This is a genomic window from Mesorhizobium sp. WSM4820 (assembly GCF_055811075.1).
In genome coordinates this window covers 86,626-103,212 of the sequence record NZ_JBVVQN010000009.1, presented here as the reverse complement: position 1 = coordinate 103,212, position 16,587 = coordinate 86,626, and the positions used below count along the sequence as shown (strand labels likewise).

Annotated in this window: 13 protein-coding genes; 8 read left to right on the top strand and 5 right to left on the bottom strand. The window is 64.0% G+C overall.

The window, feature by feature from the left end; genetic code table 11:
• The first annotated feature begins 26 nt into the window (after positions 1-26).
• Together AC0L2R_RS16350 and AC0L2R_RS16345 are read left to right on the top strand one after the other, a co-directional pair.
• Positions 27-1,040, top strand: coding sequence for a type II secretion system F family protein (locus AC0L2R_RS16350; protein WP_473490501.1), 1,014 nt, complete (start codon positions 27-29; stop codon positions 1,038-1,040).
• A gap of 12 nt (positions 1,041-1,052) precedes the next feature.
• Positions 1,053-2,069 (top strand): type II secretion system F family protein, encoded by a 1,017-nt coding sequence (locus AC0L2R_RS16345; protein ID WP_473510188.1) that lies wholly within the window; start codon positions 1,053-1,055, stop codon positions 2,067-2,069.
• A gap of 221 nt (positions 2,070-2,290) precedes the next feature.
• On the opposite strand, the gene AC0L2R_RS16340 is transcribed toward AC0L2R_RS16345, so the two are convergent.
• Complete coding sequence (locus AC0L2R_RS16340) at positions 2,291-3,112, bottom strand: tetratricopeptide repeat protein (RefSeq protein WP_091600344.1); 822 nt, start codon at positions 3,110-3,112, stop codon at positions 2,291-2,293.
• A gap of 122 nt (positions 3,113-3,234) precedes the next feature.
• Here AC0L2R_RS16340 and AC0L2R_RS16335 point away from each other — a divergent pair, with 122 nt between their 5' ends.
• The 5 genes from AC0L2R_RS16335 (at position 3,235) to pdeM (ending at position 9,506) form a co-directional block, all read left to right on the top strand.
• Positions 3,235-4,599 (top strand): leucyl aminopeptidase family protein, encoded by a 1,365-nt coding sequence (locus AC0L2R_RS16335; protein ID WP_473510187.1) that lies wholly within the window; start codon positions 3,235-3,237, stop codon positions 4,597-4,599.
• A gap of 66 nt (positions 4,600-4,665) precedes the next feature.
• Complete coding sequence (locus AC0L2R_RS16330; protein ID WP_023802155.1) at positions 4,666-5,016, top strand: MarR family winged helix-turn-helix transcriptional regulator; 351 nt, start codon at positions 4,666-4,668, stop codon at positions 5,014-5,016.
• Positions 5,017-5,048: 32 nt separating this feature from the next.
• Positions 5,049-5,909: a C40 family peptidase gene (locus AC0L2R_RS16325; protein ID WP_473510185.1), complete on the top strand. Its 861-nt coding sequence runs from the start codon at positions 5,049-5,051 to the stop codon at positions 5,907-5,909.
• A 361-nt stretch (positions 5,910-6,270) separates the two neighbouring features.
• Positions 6,271-8,793, top strand: coding sequence for a ligase-associated DNA damage response DEXH box helicase (locus tag AC0L2R_RS16320; RefSeq protein WP_473510183.1), 2,523 nt, complete (start codon positions 6,271-6,273; stop codon positions 8,791-8,793).
• A complete protein-coding gene (gene pdeM, locus AC0L2R_RS16315; RefSeq protein WP_473510181.1) occupies positions 8,790-9,506 on the top strand; it encodes a ligase-associated DNA damage response endonuclease PdeM in 717 nt (238 codons plus the stop codon). The genes AC0L2R_RS16320 and pdeM overlap by 4 nt, the downstream gene beginning before the upstream one ends.
• A gap of 6 nt (positions 9,507-9,512) precedes the next feature.
• Here pdeM and AC0L2R_RS16310 read toward each other — a convergent pair whose 3' ends face one another.
• The 3 genes from AC0L2R_RS16310 to AC0L2R_RS16300 are packed head-to-tail and all read right to left on the bottom strand — an operon-like array spanning position 9,513 to position 14,122.
• A complete protein-coding gene (locus AC0L2R_RS16310) occupies positions 9,513-10,448 on the bottom strand; it encodes a dimethyl sulfoxide reductase anchor subunit family protein (RefSeq protein WP_473510179.1) in 936 nt (311 codons plus the stop codon).
• Positions 10,449-10,457: 9 nt separating this feature from the next.
• The gene (locus tag AC0L2R_RS16305; RefSeq protein WP_473510177.1) at positions 10,458-11,192 is read right to left on the bottom strand and encodes a 4Fe-4S dicluster domain-containing protein; all 735 of its coding nucleotides are present in this window, start codon (positions 11,190-11,192) and stop codon (positions 10,458-10,460) included.
• The gene (locus tag AC0L2R_RS16300) at positions 11,189-14,122 is read right to left on the bottom strand and encodes a molybdopterin oxidoreductase family protein (RefSeq protein WP_473510175.1); all 2,934 of its coding nucleotides are present in this window, start codon (positions 14,120-14,122) and stop codon (positions 11,189-11,191) included. Before AC0L2R_RS16300 ends, AC0L2R_RS16305 begins: the two co-directional genes overlap by 4 nt.
• A gap of 279 nt (positions 14,123-14,401) precedes the next feature.
• Between AC0L2R_RS16300 and AC0L2R_RS16295 the strand changes: the two genes are divergently transcribed.
• Positions 14,402-15,304 (top strand): LysR substrate-binding domain-containing protein, encoded by a 903-nt coding sequence (locus tag AC0L2R_RS16295; RefSeq protein ID WP_473510174.1) that lies wholly within the window; start codon positions 14,402-14,404, stop codon positions 15,302-15,304.
• A gap of 6 nt (positions 15,305-15,310) precedes the next feature.
• On the opposite strand, the gene AC0L2R_RS16290 is transcribed toward AC0L2R_RS16295, so the two are convergent.
• Positions 15,311-16,567, bottom strand: a complete 1,257-nt coding sequence (locus AC0L2R_RS16290; protein ID WP_473510172.1) for an Hsp70 family protein — start codon at positions 16,565-16,567, stop codon at positions 15,311-15,313.
• Between the last annotated feature and the right edge of the window lie 20 nt (positions 16,568-16,587).

Sequence of the window (16,587 nt, the reverse complement as noted above, 5' to 3'; positions counted from 1 at the left end):
ATTTGGAGGCGTAGGGGCCAAGGCCGATGTTTGGAATTGACGGCACCGTGTTGGCATTTATCGTGCTCGCCGGCTTCAGCGCCGGCGCGGTCGCCTATGCTTTTCTGTTCAACCGGATCAGCACCGAAAAGCAGGTCGGCAGGCGGCTTGAAACGATCAAGACCGCCGAGACGGATGGTGCCGTCGTCAAGGCTTCGCGCGATCGCGTGGCGGAAGCGGCCAAGCGGCGCAAATCGGTTCAGGATTCACTGAAGGACCTCGAACAGAAGCACAAAACCAGCCAGAGCCTCGCCAAAAAGCCGCCCCTGAAGGCCCAGATCCGTCAGGCAGGCATGAAGGTCTCGCTCGAGCGCTTCTATCTCTACTCGGCGGTTTGCGGCGTCGTCCTGACGTTTCTTGCCTATTTCGCCGGTGCGCCTTTGTATGTCTTGCCGGGTGCGCTGCTGGTCGGTGGCCTCGGCCTGCCACGCTGGTTCGTTTCGTTTAGCCGCGCCCGCCGGGTCAAGGCGTTCCTCAACGAATTTCCGAACGCGCTCGACATCATCGTGCGTGCGGTCAAATCCGGCCTGCCGCTGAACGACGCCGTCCGCCTGATCGCCAATGAATCGCCCGAACCGGTGAAGACCGAGTTCCGCCGCATCATCGATTCGCAGCAGATGGGCCTGTCGATCCCCGACGCCAGCATGCGCATGGCCGAGACGATGCCGTGCACCGAGGCGAGCTTCTTCGGCATCGTCATCCAGATCCAGTCCCAGGCCGGCGGCAATCTTTCCGAGGCTCTGGGCAATCTTTCGCGGGTGCTTCGCGACCGCAAGAAGATGAAGGCCAAGGTCCAGGCGCTGTCGATGGAAGCGAAGGCGTCAGCGGTGATCATCGGCGCCTTGCCCTTCGTCGTCGCCTGTCTCGTCTACCTGACCAGCCCGAACTACATCATGCCTTTGTTCACCACCAGCGTCGGCAATCTGATCCTCGGCTGCTCCGCGGTCTGGATGTCGATCGGCATCCTGGTGATGCGCAAGATGATGAACTTCGAGGTTTAGGATTTCGAGCGCATGACCGAGAACGTCGTCAAAACCCTTACCGATCCGGCATTTCTGATTGCCCTGCTGGTCGGCATTGCGGTGTTTGCCACCGTGTTCACGCTGCTGCCTGCCTTTGGCGGAAACCAGCTCAAGGCGCGCATGAAATCGGTGGCGCTGGAGCGCGACGAACTGCGCGCCAAGCAGCGTGCGCGGCTTGCCCTCGATGCCGATCGCCGCCGCAAGGGCCTGCGCGAGCAACAGTCGATCGGCATGCGCAATATTGTCGACCGGCTGGACCTCAGGCGCGCCCTTGCCGATGAAGGCACCTTGCAGAAACTCAAGGTGGCTGGCTTCCGCGGGCAGAATCCGTTGACGCGTTTCCTTTTCTTCCGTCTGATCCTGCCATTTGTCGGCTTTGCCCTGGCTGCGATCTATCTGTTCGTGCTCGGCGGGTTGCCGGAGCAGCCGCCTCTCATCAAGTTGTTCGTCTGTATCGTCGTCGCCTATGCCGGTTTTTACGCGCCGGTGCTCTATGTCAACAACCGCGCCACCAAGCGCAAGCAGTCGATACAGATGGCGTGGCCGGACGCGCTCGATCTGATGCTGATCTGCGTCGAATCCGGCATGTCGGTGGAGGCGGCGTTTCGTAAGGTCGCCGACGAGATCGGCGCGCAGTCGGTGGCGCTTGCCGAAGAGTTCATCCTGACCAATGCCGAGCTTTCCTACTTGCAGGAACGCAAGCAGGCCTACGAGAATCTTGCAAGCCGCACCGGCCTGGAATCGGTCAAGTCGGTGTCGCAGGCGCTGGTCCAGGCCGAGCGCTACGGCACGCCGGTGGCGCACGCACTGCGCGTGCTTGCCGGCGAAAGCCGCGACATGCGCATGAACGCCGCCGAGAAGAAGGCCGCGGCCTTGCCGCCGAAGCTCACCGTGCCGATGATCCTGTTCTTCCTGCCGGTGCTGTTCGCCATCATTCTGGGTCCCGCCGGCATCCAGGTCAGCGAGCGCGGCATTTTCGGCGACCAGCCGGCGTCGAGCAGCCAGTAACGCATTCTTGACAGGCCGGCGCTGCCCCTCATTGCCCTGCCGGGCATTTCTCCCCGTATAGTGACGGGGAGAAAGCCGGGTCATCGACGGTTTCGCCAACGACAAGCGTTGCAGGAAGGGCGCCGATGGTCAGTCAGCTTCTTTCTCCCTGTTTACGGGGAGAAATGCCCGGCAGGGCAATGAGGGGCAGCGCCAACATCGATATGTATGGCGTTGCGCCGTCAGTTGGTGGCGGGCTTTGTCTTGTCCTGGTCCTTGAGCTGGCTCCAGGCGTTCTGCTGGGCGAGCATCTGGCGAAGGTAAGTCACGTTCGCCTGCGCCTGTTCGGGCGACAGTTCCTGCGAGGCGATCGTCTCGGCCTCGTCGAAGCGGCCCTGCAGGCCGACGACCAACGCCAGGTTCTGGCGGACGCGGCTGTCGGCATTCGGCTGCTGGGCCGCCGAGCGCATATAGGTTTCAGCCGTGCGCAGATCACCTTCCAGCACATAGGACATGCCGAGATTGGAAAGGATCGAAGGTTCGTTCGGCTTGAGGTCAAGCGCCTTGCGGTAATTCTGGCGCGCCCCGTCTCTCTGGCCAAGCTGGTCGAGAATAGCGGCTTCCGCCGACACCAGCTTCCAGTCGGGATATTCCGGTGTCTGCGCGCGGCGCACCGCATCGAGCGCCGGCTCGAACTGCCCGTTGGCGGCAAGTGCCTTGCCATAGGCGGCGAGCACGTCGCGGTCCTTCGGCAGCGCGATCGCCAGTTTGCGCATCACGGCGAGCGACTGGTCGGCGTCGCCATCCATTTGCAGCGCCGCGGCGTAATTCGTCGCGATCCGCTTGTCGTTTGGGTTCTTGGCGTAGGACTGACCCAGCGCGATCGTCGCCTTGTGCAACTCGCCGGCCGACATGGTTTCCAAGGGTTTGCCGCTGGGGCGTCCGATCGAGCCGGTCGTCAGCTTGCTGGTCCCGCAGCCTGCAACGCTGGCCGCGAGCGCTATTATGAACGCCGTGGTGATCAGCCGCTTGGCCGTGGCGTTGGTCATGCGGTTGGTCGGCATCTGCACCAGGGCCTCCATTCGTCAAATTGGCTTTTACGTGGCCATCTTCCCTCCCGCAGAAATATTCTGTTAACCCTAACGGATCGTTAAAAAGCGCCGACTCGGAAGCCGGAGATCATCGAATGCCAGTCGAACTCATCGAGGGAAAACTGAAGACCACTTTGCCGGTGTATCTGGTGGCGAAGGATCGACTGGATGCGGCAGGGCTTGCCTCCTCCTCGCGCGCCTGGGCGAGGGCCAACGGCTTTTCCGGTCAGGCCGGCCGGACGCTGATCCTGCCCGACGAAAACGGCGCGCTTGCCGGCGCCCTGTTCGGCACGGGCGACGGCGAAGGCGCGCTTGCCATCGGAGCGCTGGCGAGAGCCTTGCCCGCAGGCGATTGGCATTTCGCCTCCACACTGGCCGAGCCGGAAATCGCGGCCATCGCATTGGCGCTCGGCGGCTATGTCTTCACCCGCTACGGCAAAAAGCCTGGCAAGACGCTGCGTTTTTCGCTGCCGCCCGGCGCTGAAGGGGCTTACGTTCGCCGCATCGCCGAGGGCGTTTTCCTAACGCGCGATCTGGTCAACACGCCGACCAGCGACATGGGACCTGACGAGCTGGAGAAGGCAGTTCGGACGCTGGCCGGGACGTACGACGCCGAAGTGTCGGTGACCAGGGGCGACGACCTGGTCAAGAAGAATTTCCCGATGATCCATGCGGTCGGCCGCGCTTCAACAGGCGCACCGCGGCTGATCGACATGATCTGGGGACCGGAGAACGCCCCGAAGGTGACGCTGGTCGGCAAGGGCGTCTGCTTCGACACCGGGGGTCTCGACATCAAGCCGTCCTCGGGCATGCTTTTGATGAAAAAGGACATGGGCGGCGCGGCCAACGTGTTGGGCCTCGCCTCGATGATCATGGCCGCCGGGCTGAAGGTCCGGCTGCGTGTGCTGATCCCGGCGGTCGAAAATTCGATTGCCGGCAACGCCTTCCGGCCCGGCGACGTGCTGGTGAGCCGCAAGGGCATCACCGTCGAGATCGGCAACACCGACGCCGAGGGACGGCTGGTGCTGGCGGACGCCTTGGCTCTGGCAGACGACGACGAGCCGCACCTGCTGATCGACATGGCGACCTTGACCGGGGCTGCTCGCGTCGCGCTCGGTCCCGATCTGCCACCGTTCTACACCGCCGATGAAGCGCTGGCCTCCGACCTGGCTGCGGCCTCCGTCGCAGTCGAGGATCCACTGTGGCGCATGCCGCTGTGGAAACCCTATGGCGCAAAGCTGTCGTCGAAGATCGCCGACATCAACAATGTCACGTCAGACAGTTTCGCCGGCTCGATCACCGCGGCGCTTTTCCTGAAGCGCTTCGTCGAGAAGACCGCCGCCTGGGCGCATTTCGACATCTTCGCCTGGAACCCGTCCGATCGTCCGTACGGTCTCGCCGGCGGCGAGGCGCAAGGCATCCGCGCGCTGGAAAGGGTGATCTCGAAACGCTACGCCTGACGGTGCGGTGCAGGACATTCTCGTGACTGAAACGGAACCGAAACAATTTGCCGTCATTGTGGCCGGATGTCGATTTCGATGCGCCCGAGTCAGGCCTTGCGACTGTGGCAGCAGGTGATGCTGTACCAGGTGCGCGACGATGCGCCGGACCTCACCATGCGCCAGACGGCGATCCTGTTCACGATCTATCTCGATCCACCGCCGCATACGGTGCGCGGGCTCGCCGCGCGGCTCAATGTCACCAAGCCAGTGATCACCCGGGCGCTCGACACGATGGGCGCAATGAAGCTGGTTTCGCGCCATCGCGATGAGCTCGACAAGCGCAACGTGCTGGTCAAGCGAACCGTGGAAGGTGCTCTCTTTGTCGAGCGCTTCGGCGATGTTATCATCGCCAGAGCCCAGGAATTGCCCATCTGACCGAACCGCCCTTCTGACACCGAGTTGCCGATTTGACCGCCAGGGATGCCCGCCTTCACGCCTTCCGTTCCGATCTCGCCGATGCCAGGCTGGAGGGCGAGGTCGCCGCCGATCGCTTTGTCGCCGGGCGGCCAGCGCGGATTTCAGCCGCAGTGGCCGATATCCGCAAGGCGCCGCGGCCGGATGCCGGCGTCAACACGCAAGCCCTGTTCGGTGACGACGTCCTCGTCTTCGAAGATGCCGAGGGCTGGGCCTGGATCCAGTCGGAGCGCGACGGCTATGTCGGCTATGTCGCCGACACCGTGCTGGGCGGACGGGACCATGCGCCCACCCATGTCGTCTCGGTGCCGCGCACCTTCCTCTATCCGGGACCTGATTTGCGGCTTCCGCTGAGCGGGCAACTGTCGATGGGATCGGCGCTGACGGTGACCGGCGCGGCAGAAACGCGCGGCACGCTTTATGCGTTGCTGCCGTCCGGCGAGGCAGTCATCTCAGGCCATCTCAGGCCTCTAGGAGAGCCGGCTGCCGACTATGTCGCAGTCGCGGAGACTTTTCTCGGCACCCCCTATCTGTGGGGCGGCGCCTCCGGCTTCGGCATCGATTGCTCCGGCCTCTTGCAACTGGCGATGCACATGACCGGCAGGCAAGTGCTGCGCGATTCCGACATGCAGGCGGCGACCATCGGCGAGCCGCTCGACCCGGGTCCGGATCTTGCCGGGTTGCGGCGCGGCGACCTGGTGTTCTGGAAAGGCCATGTCGCTGTCATGACCGACCCGGAAACGATGATCCACGCCAACGGCCACACCATGCTGGTCTCGCGTGAAGGGTTCAGGCAGGCCGTCGCCCGCATCGGCTATCTCTATGGCGGTCCGACAGGGTTTAGGCGGCCTTAAGGTAAGCGCTCATCCTTCTCCCCTTGTGGGAGAAGGTGGCCGCGCAGCGGCCGGATGAGGGGTGTTCCAGGGAACGCCAACGCCTCATTTCTTCCAGCACGCCCCATTCGTCTTGCCGCTTCGCGGCAATCCACCTGGCGCGGTTCTTCCTTCTCCCCTTGTGGGAGAAGGTGGCCGCGAAGCGGCCGGATGAGGGGTGTTCCAGGGATCGCCAACGCCTCATTCCTTCCAACACCCCTCATCCGTCTTGGCGCTAACGCGCCAATCCACCTTCCCCCACAAGGGGGGAAGGAAAAACGCACGATCACCTTTTGTTCCGATTCTGCTTGGCGATTGCACGGCGCCGCGCTACCTCTGGCGGGTGACAGAGCAGCCGCGCCTCGCCGAACAGAATGCCGCCGTGCGCTTGCCCGAGCCATTCCTCAAATGGTTCGCGCAAAGAGGCTGGTCGCCGCGCGCCCACCAGATAGAATTGCTGGCGACTGCCCAGGCCGGGCAATCGGTTCTGCTGATCGCGCCGACCGGCGCCGGCAAGACGCTGGCCGGATTTCTGCCTTCACTGACCGAGTTGGCCGGGCGGCCAGGGAGAAAGCCAGGGCAGGCGCGTCGCGGCATCCATACGCTGTACATCTCGCCGCTGAAAGCACTGGCCGTCGACATCGAGCGCAATCTCGGCAGGCCGGTGGAAGAGATCGGCCTATCTCTCACCATCGAGACGCGCACCGGCGACACGCCCGCGCACAAGCGCCAGCGGCAGAAGCTGGCCCCGCCCGACATCCTTCTGACGACGCCCGAGCAACTGGCGCTGCTGATTGCTGCGCCCGACGCCAGGCGCTTCTTCGAGGATCTGCGCTATGTCGTGCTCGACGAACTGCATTCCTTGGTGACGTCGAAGCGCGGACATCTCCTGTCGCTCGGGCTGGCCCGGCTGCGATCCCTTGTTCCCGGCTTGCAGACGATCGGCCTGTCGGCGACGGTCGCCGAGCCGGACGAATTGCGGCGCTGGCTGGTCAGCCAGAATCCACCCGGTGGCATGGCCGAATTGATCGTCGTCACCGGAGGCGCCAAGCCCGACATCTCCATCCTCGACTCGGAACAGCACGTGCCGTGGGCCGGACATTCGGCCCGCTACGCGACACCGGAGATTTATAGCGAGATCAAGCGACACAAGACGACCTTGCTGTTCGTCAACACGCGCAGCCAGGCCGAACTGCTGTTCCAGGAATTGTGGCGGGTCAATGAGGACACTTTGCCGATCGCGCTGCATCACGGCTCGCTCGATGTCGCCCAGCGCCGGCGCGTCGAAAAAGCCATGGGCGAGAATGCCTTGCGTGCCATCGTCGCCACGTCGACGCTCGACCTCGGCATCGACTGGGGCGATGTCGACCTGGTCGTGCATGTCGGCGCTCCCAAAGGTGCGAGCCGGCTGGCGCAGCGCATCGGCCGCGCCAACCACCGCATGGATGAGCCGTCGAAGGCGATCCTGATTCCGGCCAACCGCTTCGAGGTGCTGGAATGCCGGGCGGCGCTCGACGCCAATTATCTCGGCGCCCAGGACACGCCGCCGCTGGTCAATGGCGGGCTCGACGTGCTGGCGCAGCATGTCCTGGGTTGCGCCTGCGGCGCGCCTTTTCATGCCGATGCGCTGTTCGAGGAGGTGCGAACCGCCGCGCCCTATGCCGAACTCGACCGGCCGACGTTCGACCGTGTCGTCGACTTCGTCGCCACCGGCGGCTATGCGCTGAAGAACTACGAGCGCTACGCCCGCATCCGCCTGAACAAGGACGGGTTGTGGCGCGTGTCCAATCCTCGCATCGCCCAGCAGTACCGGCTGAATGTCGGCACCATCATCGAGGTGCCGGCGCTCAACGTGCGTTATGTCAAGGCCGGCAGCAAAGGCTCTGCCTCGCGCGGCGGTCGGGTTCTCGGCAAGATCGAGGAGGCGTTCCTCGAAACGCTGACGCATGGCGACACCTTCATGTTCGCCGGCAAGGTGCTGCGCTTCGAGGGCATCCGCGACAATGAATGCTTCGTGTCGAATGCGCCCGGCAGTGACGCCAAGGTGCCCTATTATGGCGGCGGCAAATTCCCGCTTTCGACTTACCTCGCCGAACAGGTCCGCATCATGCTGGACGACCCGCAGCGCTGGAAGAAGCTGCCGGAACAGGTCGCCGACTGGCTGCGCTTCCAGGCCGACAAATCGGTGCTGCCGAAGCGCGACGACCTGCTGATCGAGACCTTTCCGCGCGGCAACCGCTACTATCTGGTGGCCTACCCGTTCGAGGGCAGGCTGGCGCACCAGACGCTTGGCATGCTGCTCACCCGCCGCCTCGACCGGGCGGGAGCCAGGCCGCTCGGCTTCGTCGCCACCGACTATGCGCTTGCCATCTGGTCGCTGGCCGATATGGGCAGGATGTTGCGGGCGAAGAAACCGTCGCTGGCCGCGCTTTTCGACCAGGACATGCTGGGCGACGATCTCGAAGCCTGGCTGGCCGGCAGCTGGCTTTTGAAGCGCACCTTTCGCAATTGCGCGCTCATCTCCGGACTGATCGAAAAACGTCATCCGGGCCAGGAGAAGAGCGGCCGTCAGGTCACCGTCTCGACCGACCTCATCTACGACGTTCTGCGCAGCCATGAGCCCGACCACATCCTGCTGCAGGCGACGCGTGCCGACGCGGCCACGGGTCTGCTGGATGTCAGCAGACTTGCCGAGATGCTCTCGCGTATCCAGGGACGAATCGTGCATAAAGACCTCGAGCAGATTTCGCCGCTCGCCGTCCCTATCATGCTCGAGATCGGCAAGATGCCGGTGCATGGCGAGGCCGATGATACGCTGCTGATGGATGCGGCAACGCTGGTCGAGGAGGCCATGGGGACGAAATGACATTCGCACTCGCCATGACGGCGCTCCTGGCGGATGCCGATCCTGTCGGCATCGCCGGCGAGCGTGCGATCTGCGATCGCCGCGGCGTGCTTTATTTTCCCGAGCTTCGGCTTCTGACCGTGTCCGACCTGCATCTGGAAAAGGGTTCGTCGCTGGCACGGCGCGGTACGTTGATCCCGCCTTATGATACCGGTGCGACGTTGCTGCGGTTGCAGGCGGTGATTGCCGATTATCAGCCGGCGATCGTCATCAGCCTCGGCGACAGCTTTCATGACGGCGGCGGCGCCGCGCGCATGCATGCGAGCTTTCGCGAACGGCTGGAAGCGCTGATGGCCGGTCGCGACTGGTTCTGGGTTGCCGGCAATCATGACCCGGATGCGCCGGCCGACTTGCCCGGCGAGACGGTGCGCGAGCTGGCCATAGGCTCTCTCGTATTCCGGCACGAGCCTTCGGCGGTGAGAGTGGAAGGCGAGGTATCAGGTCATCTGCACCCTTGCGCCCGCATCGTGCAGCAGGGCCGCTCGGTGCGACGGCGCTGCTTTGCCGGCGACGGCGGCCGCATGATCATGCCGGCCTTCGGCGCCTATACCGGCTCGCTCAATGTGCTCGACCGCGCCTATGCCGGGCTGTTCCGCCGCGAGACGCTGATGGCCTATATGCTCGGCACCGAGCGCATTTTTGCGATTTCCCACGCGATGCTGCGGCCGGGCTGAGCTGCTCTACCTGCCGTAGTAGAGGGTGACGGTGTGTTTCGCTTCGGCGAAGAACAGCCAGCGTTCGACCAGCATGCCGGCGAATTGGGCTGATGTGGCGAGTGCCGACAGCACCGCCGCATAGGGCCATGGCAAGGCGAATGCGGCAATCAGCAGCAAGACGGGCAGAGCGAAGGCCAGCACTTGCGTGATCTGGCGCAGCCGCGCCTTGTGCTTGCGGGCGATGCGAAAGCCCATCTCCTTGAGCAGGTAGTTTTCTTCGGTGTGCGGCCATTCCAGCGACCGCACCGTACCGCCGGCAAGTCCGGTAGCGGTGTTGGCGTTGGTCGGGATTTCCAGCCTGTCATTGTAGCGCCAATTTACCAGCTTCCAGCCCCAGCCGAGCAAGGTCAGCAGTACGCAACCTGTCAGAACGATAGTCGAGCCGAGGGCGAAGCCCTGCAGCAGCGCGTTGAGAAGCACGCTGCCGCTCATCGCCGAAAAGATCAGGTAGCCGGGCAAAGTGAAGCGGCTGTGCCACTGGGCGATCGGCTTCAGCGAGGCATAGATCATGCCGGTGGTGCAGACGGTGGCGACCGCGCCGACCGCAGCCAGCAGCCCGGCGACGGCCACCCAGCCGTTTGTGCGGCCGAGGAACAGCCAGCCGAAGGCGAACAATCCCGCCGGCACGAAGGTCGCGACCGAGGCAACGCCTTCGCGCGACAGCCATGAGCTGCGCCATTGCGAGAATGCTCTCCAGGCGCGTTCCGGTCGGCCGAGATGGCCGGCCGACGACAGCAGGCCGGCCGAGATCAGGCCGAGCGCCAGCCCCATGCCGACGAGGCCGAGCCAGAAATCAGGCGGGACAAATCCTTGTCCGGCCAGCACGCCGAGCAGCGCGAGCAGGCCGTAACCGGCGCCCGTGGCAGTGGTGAAGAAGACGACGGAGAAGGCTGGATGCATGGATGCTGATCAATGCGAAAGCATGCGATCGACCCAGCCGAGGAAACCGCCTTCAACCCGCAACAGTTCGAGCCTCGGCGCCGGCACCGATGCAGCGCGCGGCGTGTGGGCGCGCGGCGGCAAATATTTGTTGGTCGGGTGATAGCCGAGTTCGGGCATCAGGTCGACGCCGCCGCGTTCGGCCACCAGTTGCGAGATCGCCGATGCCGGGTCGCCGAGATCGCCAAAGTGCCGCGCGCTGGTCGGACAGGCGGCGACGCAGGCCGGCACGCGGTCTTCTTCCGCCAGATTGTCGTTGTAGATGCGGTCGACGCACAGCGTGCACTTCTTCATCACGCCGACATCGGTATCGAACTCACGCGCGCCATAGGGGCAGGCCCAGCTGCACAATTTGCAGCCGATGCACTTGTCTTCGTCGACCAGCACGATGCCGTCCGAGGCCCGTTTGTAGGAGGCGCCGGTCGGGCAGACGGTGACGCAGGCCGGTGTCTCGCAATGCAGGCAGGAGCGTGGGAAATTGACCGTGCGCCCACCCATCTCCGTCATGTGCTCATAGCTGTGCACGCGGTTGAACCAGACCCCGTCGGCATCGCCGCCATAGGGATCGATGTCGGTCAGCGGCGCCATGTGACCGCCGGTGTTCCATTCCTTGCAGGCGGTAACGCAGGCTTGGCAACCGACGCAGGTGTCGAGGTCGATGACCAGGCCGAGCTTCTTGTCGGTATGGGCGGGAAGGCAGGTCATGATCTGGAAGCCTCTCTTGCCCGGCGGAATTCAGCGCCGAAACTGAGCTTGTCGGGCGAGGGCTCGAAATGCGGTGGCTGCCGGAAGCGCTCGAACTGCGGCTCGGTGAAGCCGGCTTCTTCAGCCGCGCATTTGACGATGCGGACGCGCAGGTCGAACCATGCCGCCTGGCCGGTCACCGGATCGGAATTCGAGTAGCACTTGCCGTTCGCATCGGCAGAAGTCTGGTCGCCGATGATGTGGTTGAGCAGGAAGCCGCGGTTGGATTCGGCCGCGTCGTCCTTCAGGCCCCAGCTGCCGCGCCGCTTGCCGATCGCGTTCCAGGTCCACACCGTGTCGGCGTTGACCCCGTCGACCAGCTTGATCTGTCCCTTGACCCTGCCGTTGATGCTCTCGATCCAAACCCAGTCGTCATCGGCAAGCCCGAAGCCGGCGGCGGTTCGGCTGTGCACGAACAGCCGGTTCTGGCTGGTGATCTGTCTGAGCCAGGCGTTCTGCGAGCCCCAGGAATGATACATGTGCATCGGCCGCTGCGTCAGCGCATGCAGAGGGTATTTCTCAACGTCGACAACCGCCTCCTCGAAGGGCGTGTACCAGAACGGCAGCGGGTCCATATAGGTTTCGATGCGGCTGCGCTCCGCCTCCGGCGGCAGCACCCTGCCATGGCCGCGCGCGGCGAGGCGAAACCGCTGCATCGGCTCGGAATAGAGCTGGAACACGATCGGCTCGGCCTTCGGGATGAAACCCATGGTCTCGGCAAACTCGAGGTAGGATCGGTTGGCCATCTTGTAGTAGCGCTGGTCGTCGGCAAAATCGTGGTGCCAGAAGCCGCCATTGTCGATGTAGCGCCGAAGCTGGTCGGGATTGGCATCGCCCTTGCCGATCAAAATTCCGTCCTTGCCGCGCCAGCCGGCGAGCGGGCCGATGCCTGGCCTGCGCTCATGATTGACGATGTAATCGGCATAGTCGCGGTATTTGGCCGAGCCGTCGTCGGCGACGAAGCCGGGCAGGCCGAGCCGCGCGCCGAGCTCGATCAGCACCGTCTGGAACGCCCGCACGTCGCGGTCCGGCTCGACAACCGGATGACGGATGGCGTCACCCGGTCCATCGGCGTGGCTGATCGGCCGGTCGAGCAGGCTGATGCAGTCATGACGCTCGAGATAGGTCGTGTCGGGAAGCACGAGATCGGCGAACGGCACGGTCTCGGAATAATAGGCGTCGGAATAGATGATGAACGGGATCCTGTACTCGCCTGACGCATCCATATCGGTCAGCATCGCCATCGTCTCGACGGTATTCATCGACGAGTTCCAGGCCATGTTGGACATGTACATCAACAGCGTATCGATCCTGTAGGGGTCGCCGGCCCAGGCGTTACGGATGACCGTGTGCATGAGCCCGTGTGCTGCCAGCGGCGCATCCCAGGAATAGGCCTTGTCGATACGGATCGGCGTGCCGACGTCATCGACCAGCAGATCGTCCGGGCCGCAGACGAAACCGAGCGGCATGCCTTCGAGCGACGTCATCGGCCTGACGTCCTTGCCCGCCGGCTTCGGCCCCGGCGGCGCCGACCGCGGATAAGGTGGCTTGAAGCGAAACCCGCCGGGCACGTCCACCGTACCTAGGAGTACTTGGAGCAGGTGGATGGCGCGGCAGGTGTGAAAACCGTTCGAATGGGCCGAGATGCCGCGCATCGCGTGCATCGACACCGGCCGGCCCTTGATCGTCTCATGCCGGCGGCCGGCCCAGTCGGTCCACGCCACCGGCAGTTCGATCGCCTGCTCGAAGGCGACATGCGCCAGTTCGGCGGCGATGCGGCGGATGGTGTCGGCGGTAACGCCGCAGCGTTCGGCGACCGCATCGGCAGAATAGCTCTTCTGCAGATAGCGGTCGGCAACGAGCTGGAAGACCGGCACGCAGCGGCGGCCATCGACCTGGAAGTTGCCGGTCAACGCCGGTTTTGCACTATTATCGGTGGCGCTGACGGAGACTTTGGCCAGCCTGTCCCAGGCCAGCGGATTGCCGCCGCTGTCGCGTGCGAACAGCCCGTCATCTGCTGCACCCGGCTCCTGGATGACGAGGACATGGGCGTTGGTGTAGCGCAGCAAATAATCGAGATCGACGCGGCCGGCCTTCAGCAGCTCATGAATGAGAGCAAATACGAACAGGCCGTCGGTGCCGGGCCGGATGCCGATCCAGTCATCGGCAATGGCGTTGTAGCCGGTGCGGCACGGATTGATCGAGACCACCTTGGCGCCGCGCGCCTTGAGCTTGCCAAGGCCGATCTTGATCGGATTGGAATCATGGTCCTCGGCGACGCCGAACAGCATGAAGTATTTGGTGTTGTCCCAGTCGGGTTCGCCGAACTCCCAGAACGAGCCGCCGATCGTATAGAGCCCGCCGGCCGCCATGTTGACCGAGCAGAAGCCGCCATGGGCGGCGAAATTCGGCGTGCCGAACTGGCTCGCCCACCAGCCGGTCAACGATTGCGACTGGTCGCGCCCGGTGAAGAAGGCGAGTTTCTTCGGATCGGTGCGGCGGATTTTCGAAAGCCGTTCCGTCGCGATCGAGAAGGCCTCCTCCCACTCGATCTCGCGAAACTCTCCCGAGCCGCGCGGACCGCTGCGCAGCAATGGTTTCTTCAACCTGGCCGGACTGTAGTGCTGCATGATGCCGGCGCTGCCTTTGCCGCACAGCACGCCGCGATTGACCGGATGGTCCTTGTTGCCGTTGATGTAGCGGACCTTGCCGTCCTTGATGTGGACGTCGATGCCGCAGCGGCAGGCGCACATGTAGCAGGTGGTCTTGGCGATGCTGTCTGAGACGTCAGGCGAGGTATCGACGCCGTCACCCTCGTGGGGCGCGCGGGTGTCGGCAAGCGACCGTTGGGACGGTGCGGAATTGGCGCCGCGCAGCGGTCCGTGGTTCATGATTCGGGGCTTTTGCGGTCTGCGAATTTGGCTCTCGTCTTCGGCCCGGGGCCGCGCATGTAGTGTTCTTCCGGATGATAACGGTCGCCGGCAAGCCGACGCCGCAGACCGCGGGTCCAATGGGCAAACAAGGATTTGAACCGCCCGATCACTTTTCTACCCGTTGCAGGTTGGCCGCGATTTTTTTCCAACTCCGCCGGGAAAATTAGAACAAAGCAATCGATCCGTCTAACAAGTTGCTCTTGTAATTCCAATCGAAATTGTTTCTTAATTCTCCGCATGACCCTGGACCAACTGCGGATATTCGTTGCCGTCGCCGAACGGGGGCACATGACCAAGGCGGCCGAACTGCTGGGTATTTCCCAATCGGCCGCCTCGGCCGCCATCCGCTCGCTCGAACAGCAGCATGGCGTCCAGCTGTTCAACCGGGTCGGTCGCAACATCGAACTGGCGCAGACCGGGCGCAGGTTTCTGCCCGAGGCGAAGGCCGTGCTCGAACGGGCGGCTGCCGCCCACGACGTGCTGGAGCACGTCTCGCAGACGATCACCGGCAGCCTTTCCATCGCCGCCAGCCAGACCATCGCCAGCTACTGGCTGCCGCGCCGGCTGGCCTCCTTCCACGAGGCCTATCCCGCCGTCAGGCTGAGCGTGACCATCGGCAACACCAGGCAGGTTGAGACCACCGTACTCGACGGTACGGCTGATTTTGGCCTGGTCGAGGGGCGCACTGAATCGGACATATTGCGGCGCGCCAAGGTCGATGTCGATCGCCTGATGCTGGTCGTGGCGCATTCGCATGCCGAGATCGCCGAAGTCTCGCGCGGGCATCCCGATATCAGGGAACTCCGCTGGATCATCAGGGAAGGCGGATCGGGCACGCGCGAGGTGCTGGAAGATCTTGCCCGCCGCGAAGGGATCTCGTTCGCGGACCTGCGGATATTCCTGGTGCTGCCGAGCAACGAGGCGGTCCGTCAGGCGGTCGAGGCCGGCGCCGGCGCCACCATCATTTCGGAGCTCGTTGTCGAACGCGCGGTCGCCGAGGGCAGCCTGCGAGCCGTGCCGATCGATCTGCCAAAGCGCGATTTCGCCATGATCACGCATCGTGACCGGCAGGCAAGTCTGGCCCAGATGGCGCTCAAGGCGCATCTGGGCGCGAGGGCCGGCGAGACCGTCCGCGGGTAAGCCGGGTCAGCCGAATTTCCGCTGCGCATCGAGCGCCAGCCCAAGCCCGACTGAGCCGAACATATCACCTTCGATGACCGATGCCTGCGGCACCAGGGCCAGTATCTGCTGCCTTGCCAGCGGGATGGCGGTCGATCCGCCGGTCAGGAACACCGCGGGGATGTCGGAGGGTTTCACCTGCGCGTCGCGGATCGTCTCACCAACCGTCGCGGCCACCCGTTCGATATCCTTGGCGATCGTGTCGTCGATCCCGGCGCGCGTAATTTCGGTCGCAAACTTCGCTCCCGTCAGCGCGACCATCACCTCGGCGGACGGTTGCTCCGTCAGCTCGATCTTGGCCCTCTCGACCAAAGCGGCCAGCGCGTGCCCGTAACGATGCTCGACGATGTCGATGAAGCGGTCGACCAGGTCGGCGCGTTCCGCCTCGTAGCGGATCTGGCGCAGATGCGTCATCGCGCGGGCGGTGTAGACCAGATTGATGCGCTGCCATGTCGCCAGGTCGATGAAGTAGCTGGCCGGCAAGTTGCGCTTGCCGTCCTTGGTCGGCGAGAGGTAGCCGAGTTGCGGCATCACATGGGCGATGCTCAACAGCCGGTCGAAGTCGGTGCCGCCGATGTGGATGCCTCGGCTCGCCAGGATGTCGTCCTTGCGATCAAGGGAGCGGGCGCGCTGCGGCGAGACCCGCACGATCGAGAAGTCGGACGTGCCGCCGCCCATGTCGACGATCAGCGCCAGTTCTTCGCGCGTCACCTTCTGCTCGTAGTCGAGCGCCGCCGCGATCGGCTCGAACTGGAAGGCGATATGCTTGAAGCCCTGGCTGCGGGCCGCGTTTTCGAGTTCACCTTCGGCCTTGGCATCGGCCTCGGCATCATCGTCGACGAACTGCACGGGACGACCGAGCACCACGCTTTCAACCGTATCGTCCGCATCCTCTTCCAGCCTTTTCCTGAGGTGGCCGACGAACAGACCGATGATCTCGGTGAAGGCGATCGATCGGGTTTTGATGCGCGTCTTTTCATGGACCAGCGTACCGCCGAGTACGCTCTTCAGCGAGCGCATCAGGCGACCCTCGATGCTGTCGGTATAGTTGGCGATGGCGCGGCGCCCAAAGTAGGTGCGGTTGTCCTCGAAATTGAAGAACACCGCGCTGGGCAGGGTCACCTCGCCGTCTTCCAGCGCCACCAGTTGCGGCTGCCCGTCCCTGATCACGCCGACGGTGGAATTCGAAGTGCCGAAGTCGATACCGCCGAATGCTGGTCGCATCGCAAAGTCCTGTATTTTTG

Coding starts and splice junctions, on each gene's coding strand:
- AC0L2R_RS16350 (WP_473490501.1), top strand. CDS start 27: ATGTTTGGAATTGACGGCACCGTGTTGGCATTTATCGTGCTCGCCGGC.
- AC0L2R_RS16345 (WP_473510188.1), top strand. CDS start 1,053: ATGACCGAGAACGTCGTCAAAACCCTTACCGATCCGGCATTTCTGATT.
- AC0L2R_RS16340 (WP_091600344.1), bottom strand. CDS start 3,112: ATGCCGACCAACCGCATGACCAACGCCACGGCCAAGCGGCTGATCACC.
- AC0L2R_RS16335 (WP_473510187.1), top strand. CDS start 3,235: ATGCCAGTCGAACTCATCGAGGGAAAACTGAAGACCACTTTGCCGGTG.
- AC0L2R_RS16330 (WP_023802155.1), top strand. CDS start 4,666: ATGTCGATTTCGATGCGCCCGAGTCAGGCCTTGCGACTGTGGCAGCAG.
- pdeM (WP_473510181.1), top strand. CDS start 8,790: ATGACATTCGCACTCGCCATGACGGCGCTCCTGGCGGATGCCGATCCT.
- AC0L2R_RS16310 (WP_473510179.1), bottom strand. CDS start 10,448: ATGCATCCAGCCTTCTCCGTCGTCTTCTTCACCACTGCCACGGGCGCC.
- AC0L2R_RS16305 (WP_473510177.1), bottom strand. CDS start 11,192: ATGACCTGCCTTCCCGCCCATACCGACAAGAAGCTCGGCCTGGTCATC.
- AC0L2R_RS16300 (WP_473510175.1), bottom strand. CDS start 14,122: ATGAACCACGGACCGCTGCGCGGCGCCAATTCCGCACCGTCCCAACGG.
- AC0L2R_RS16295 (WP_473510174.1), top strand. CDS start 14,402: ATGACCCTGGACCAACTGCGGATATTCGTTGCCGTCGCCGAACGGGGG.
- AC0L2R_RS16290 (WP_473510172.1), bottom strand. CDS start 16,567: ATGCGACCAGCATTCGGCGGTATCGACTTCGGCACTTCGAATTCCACC.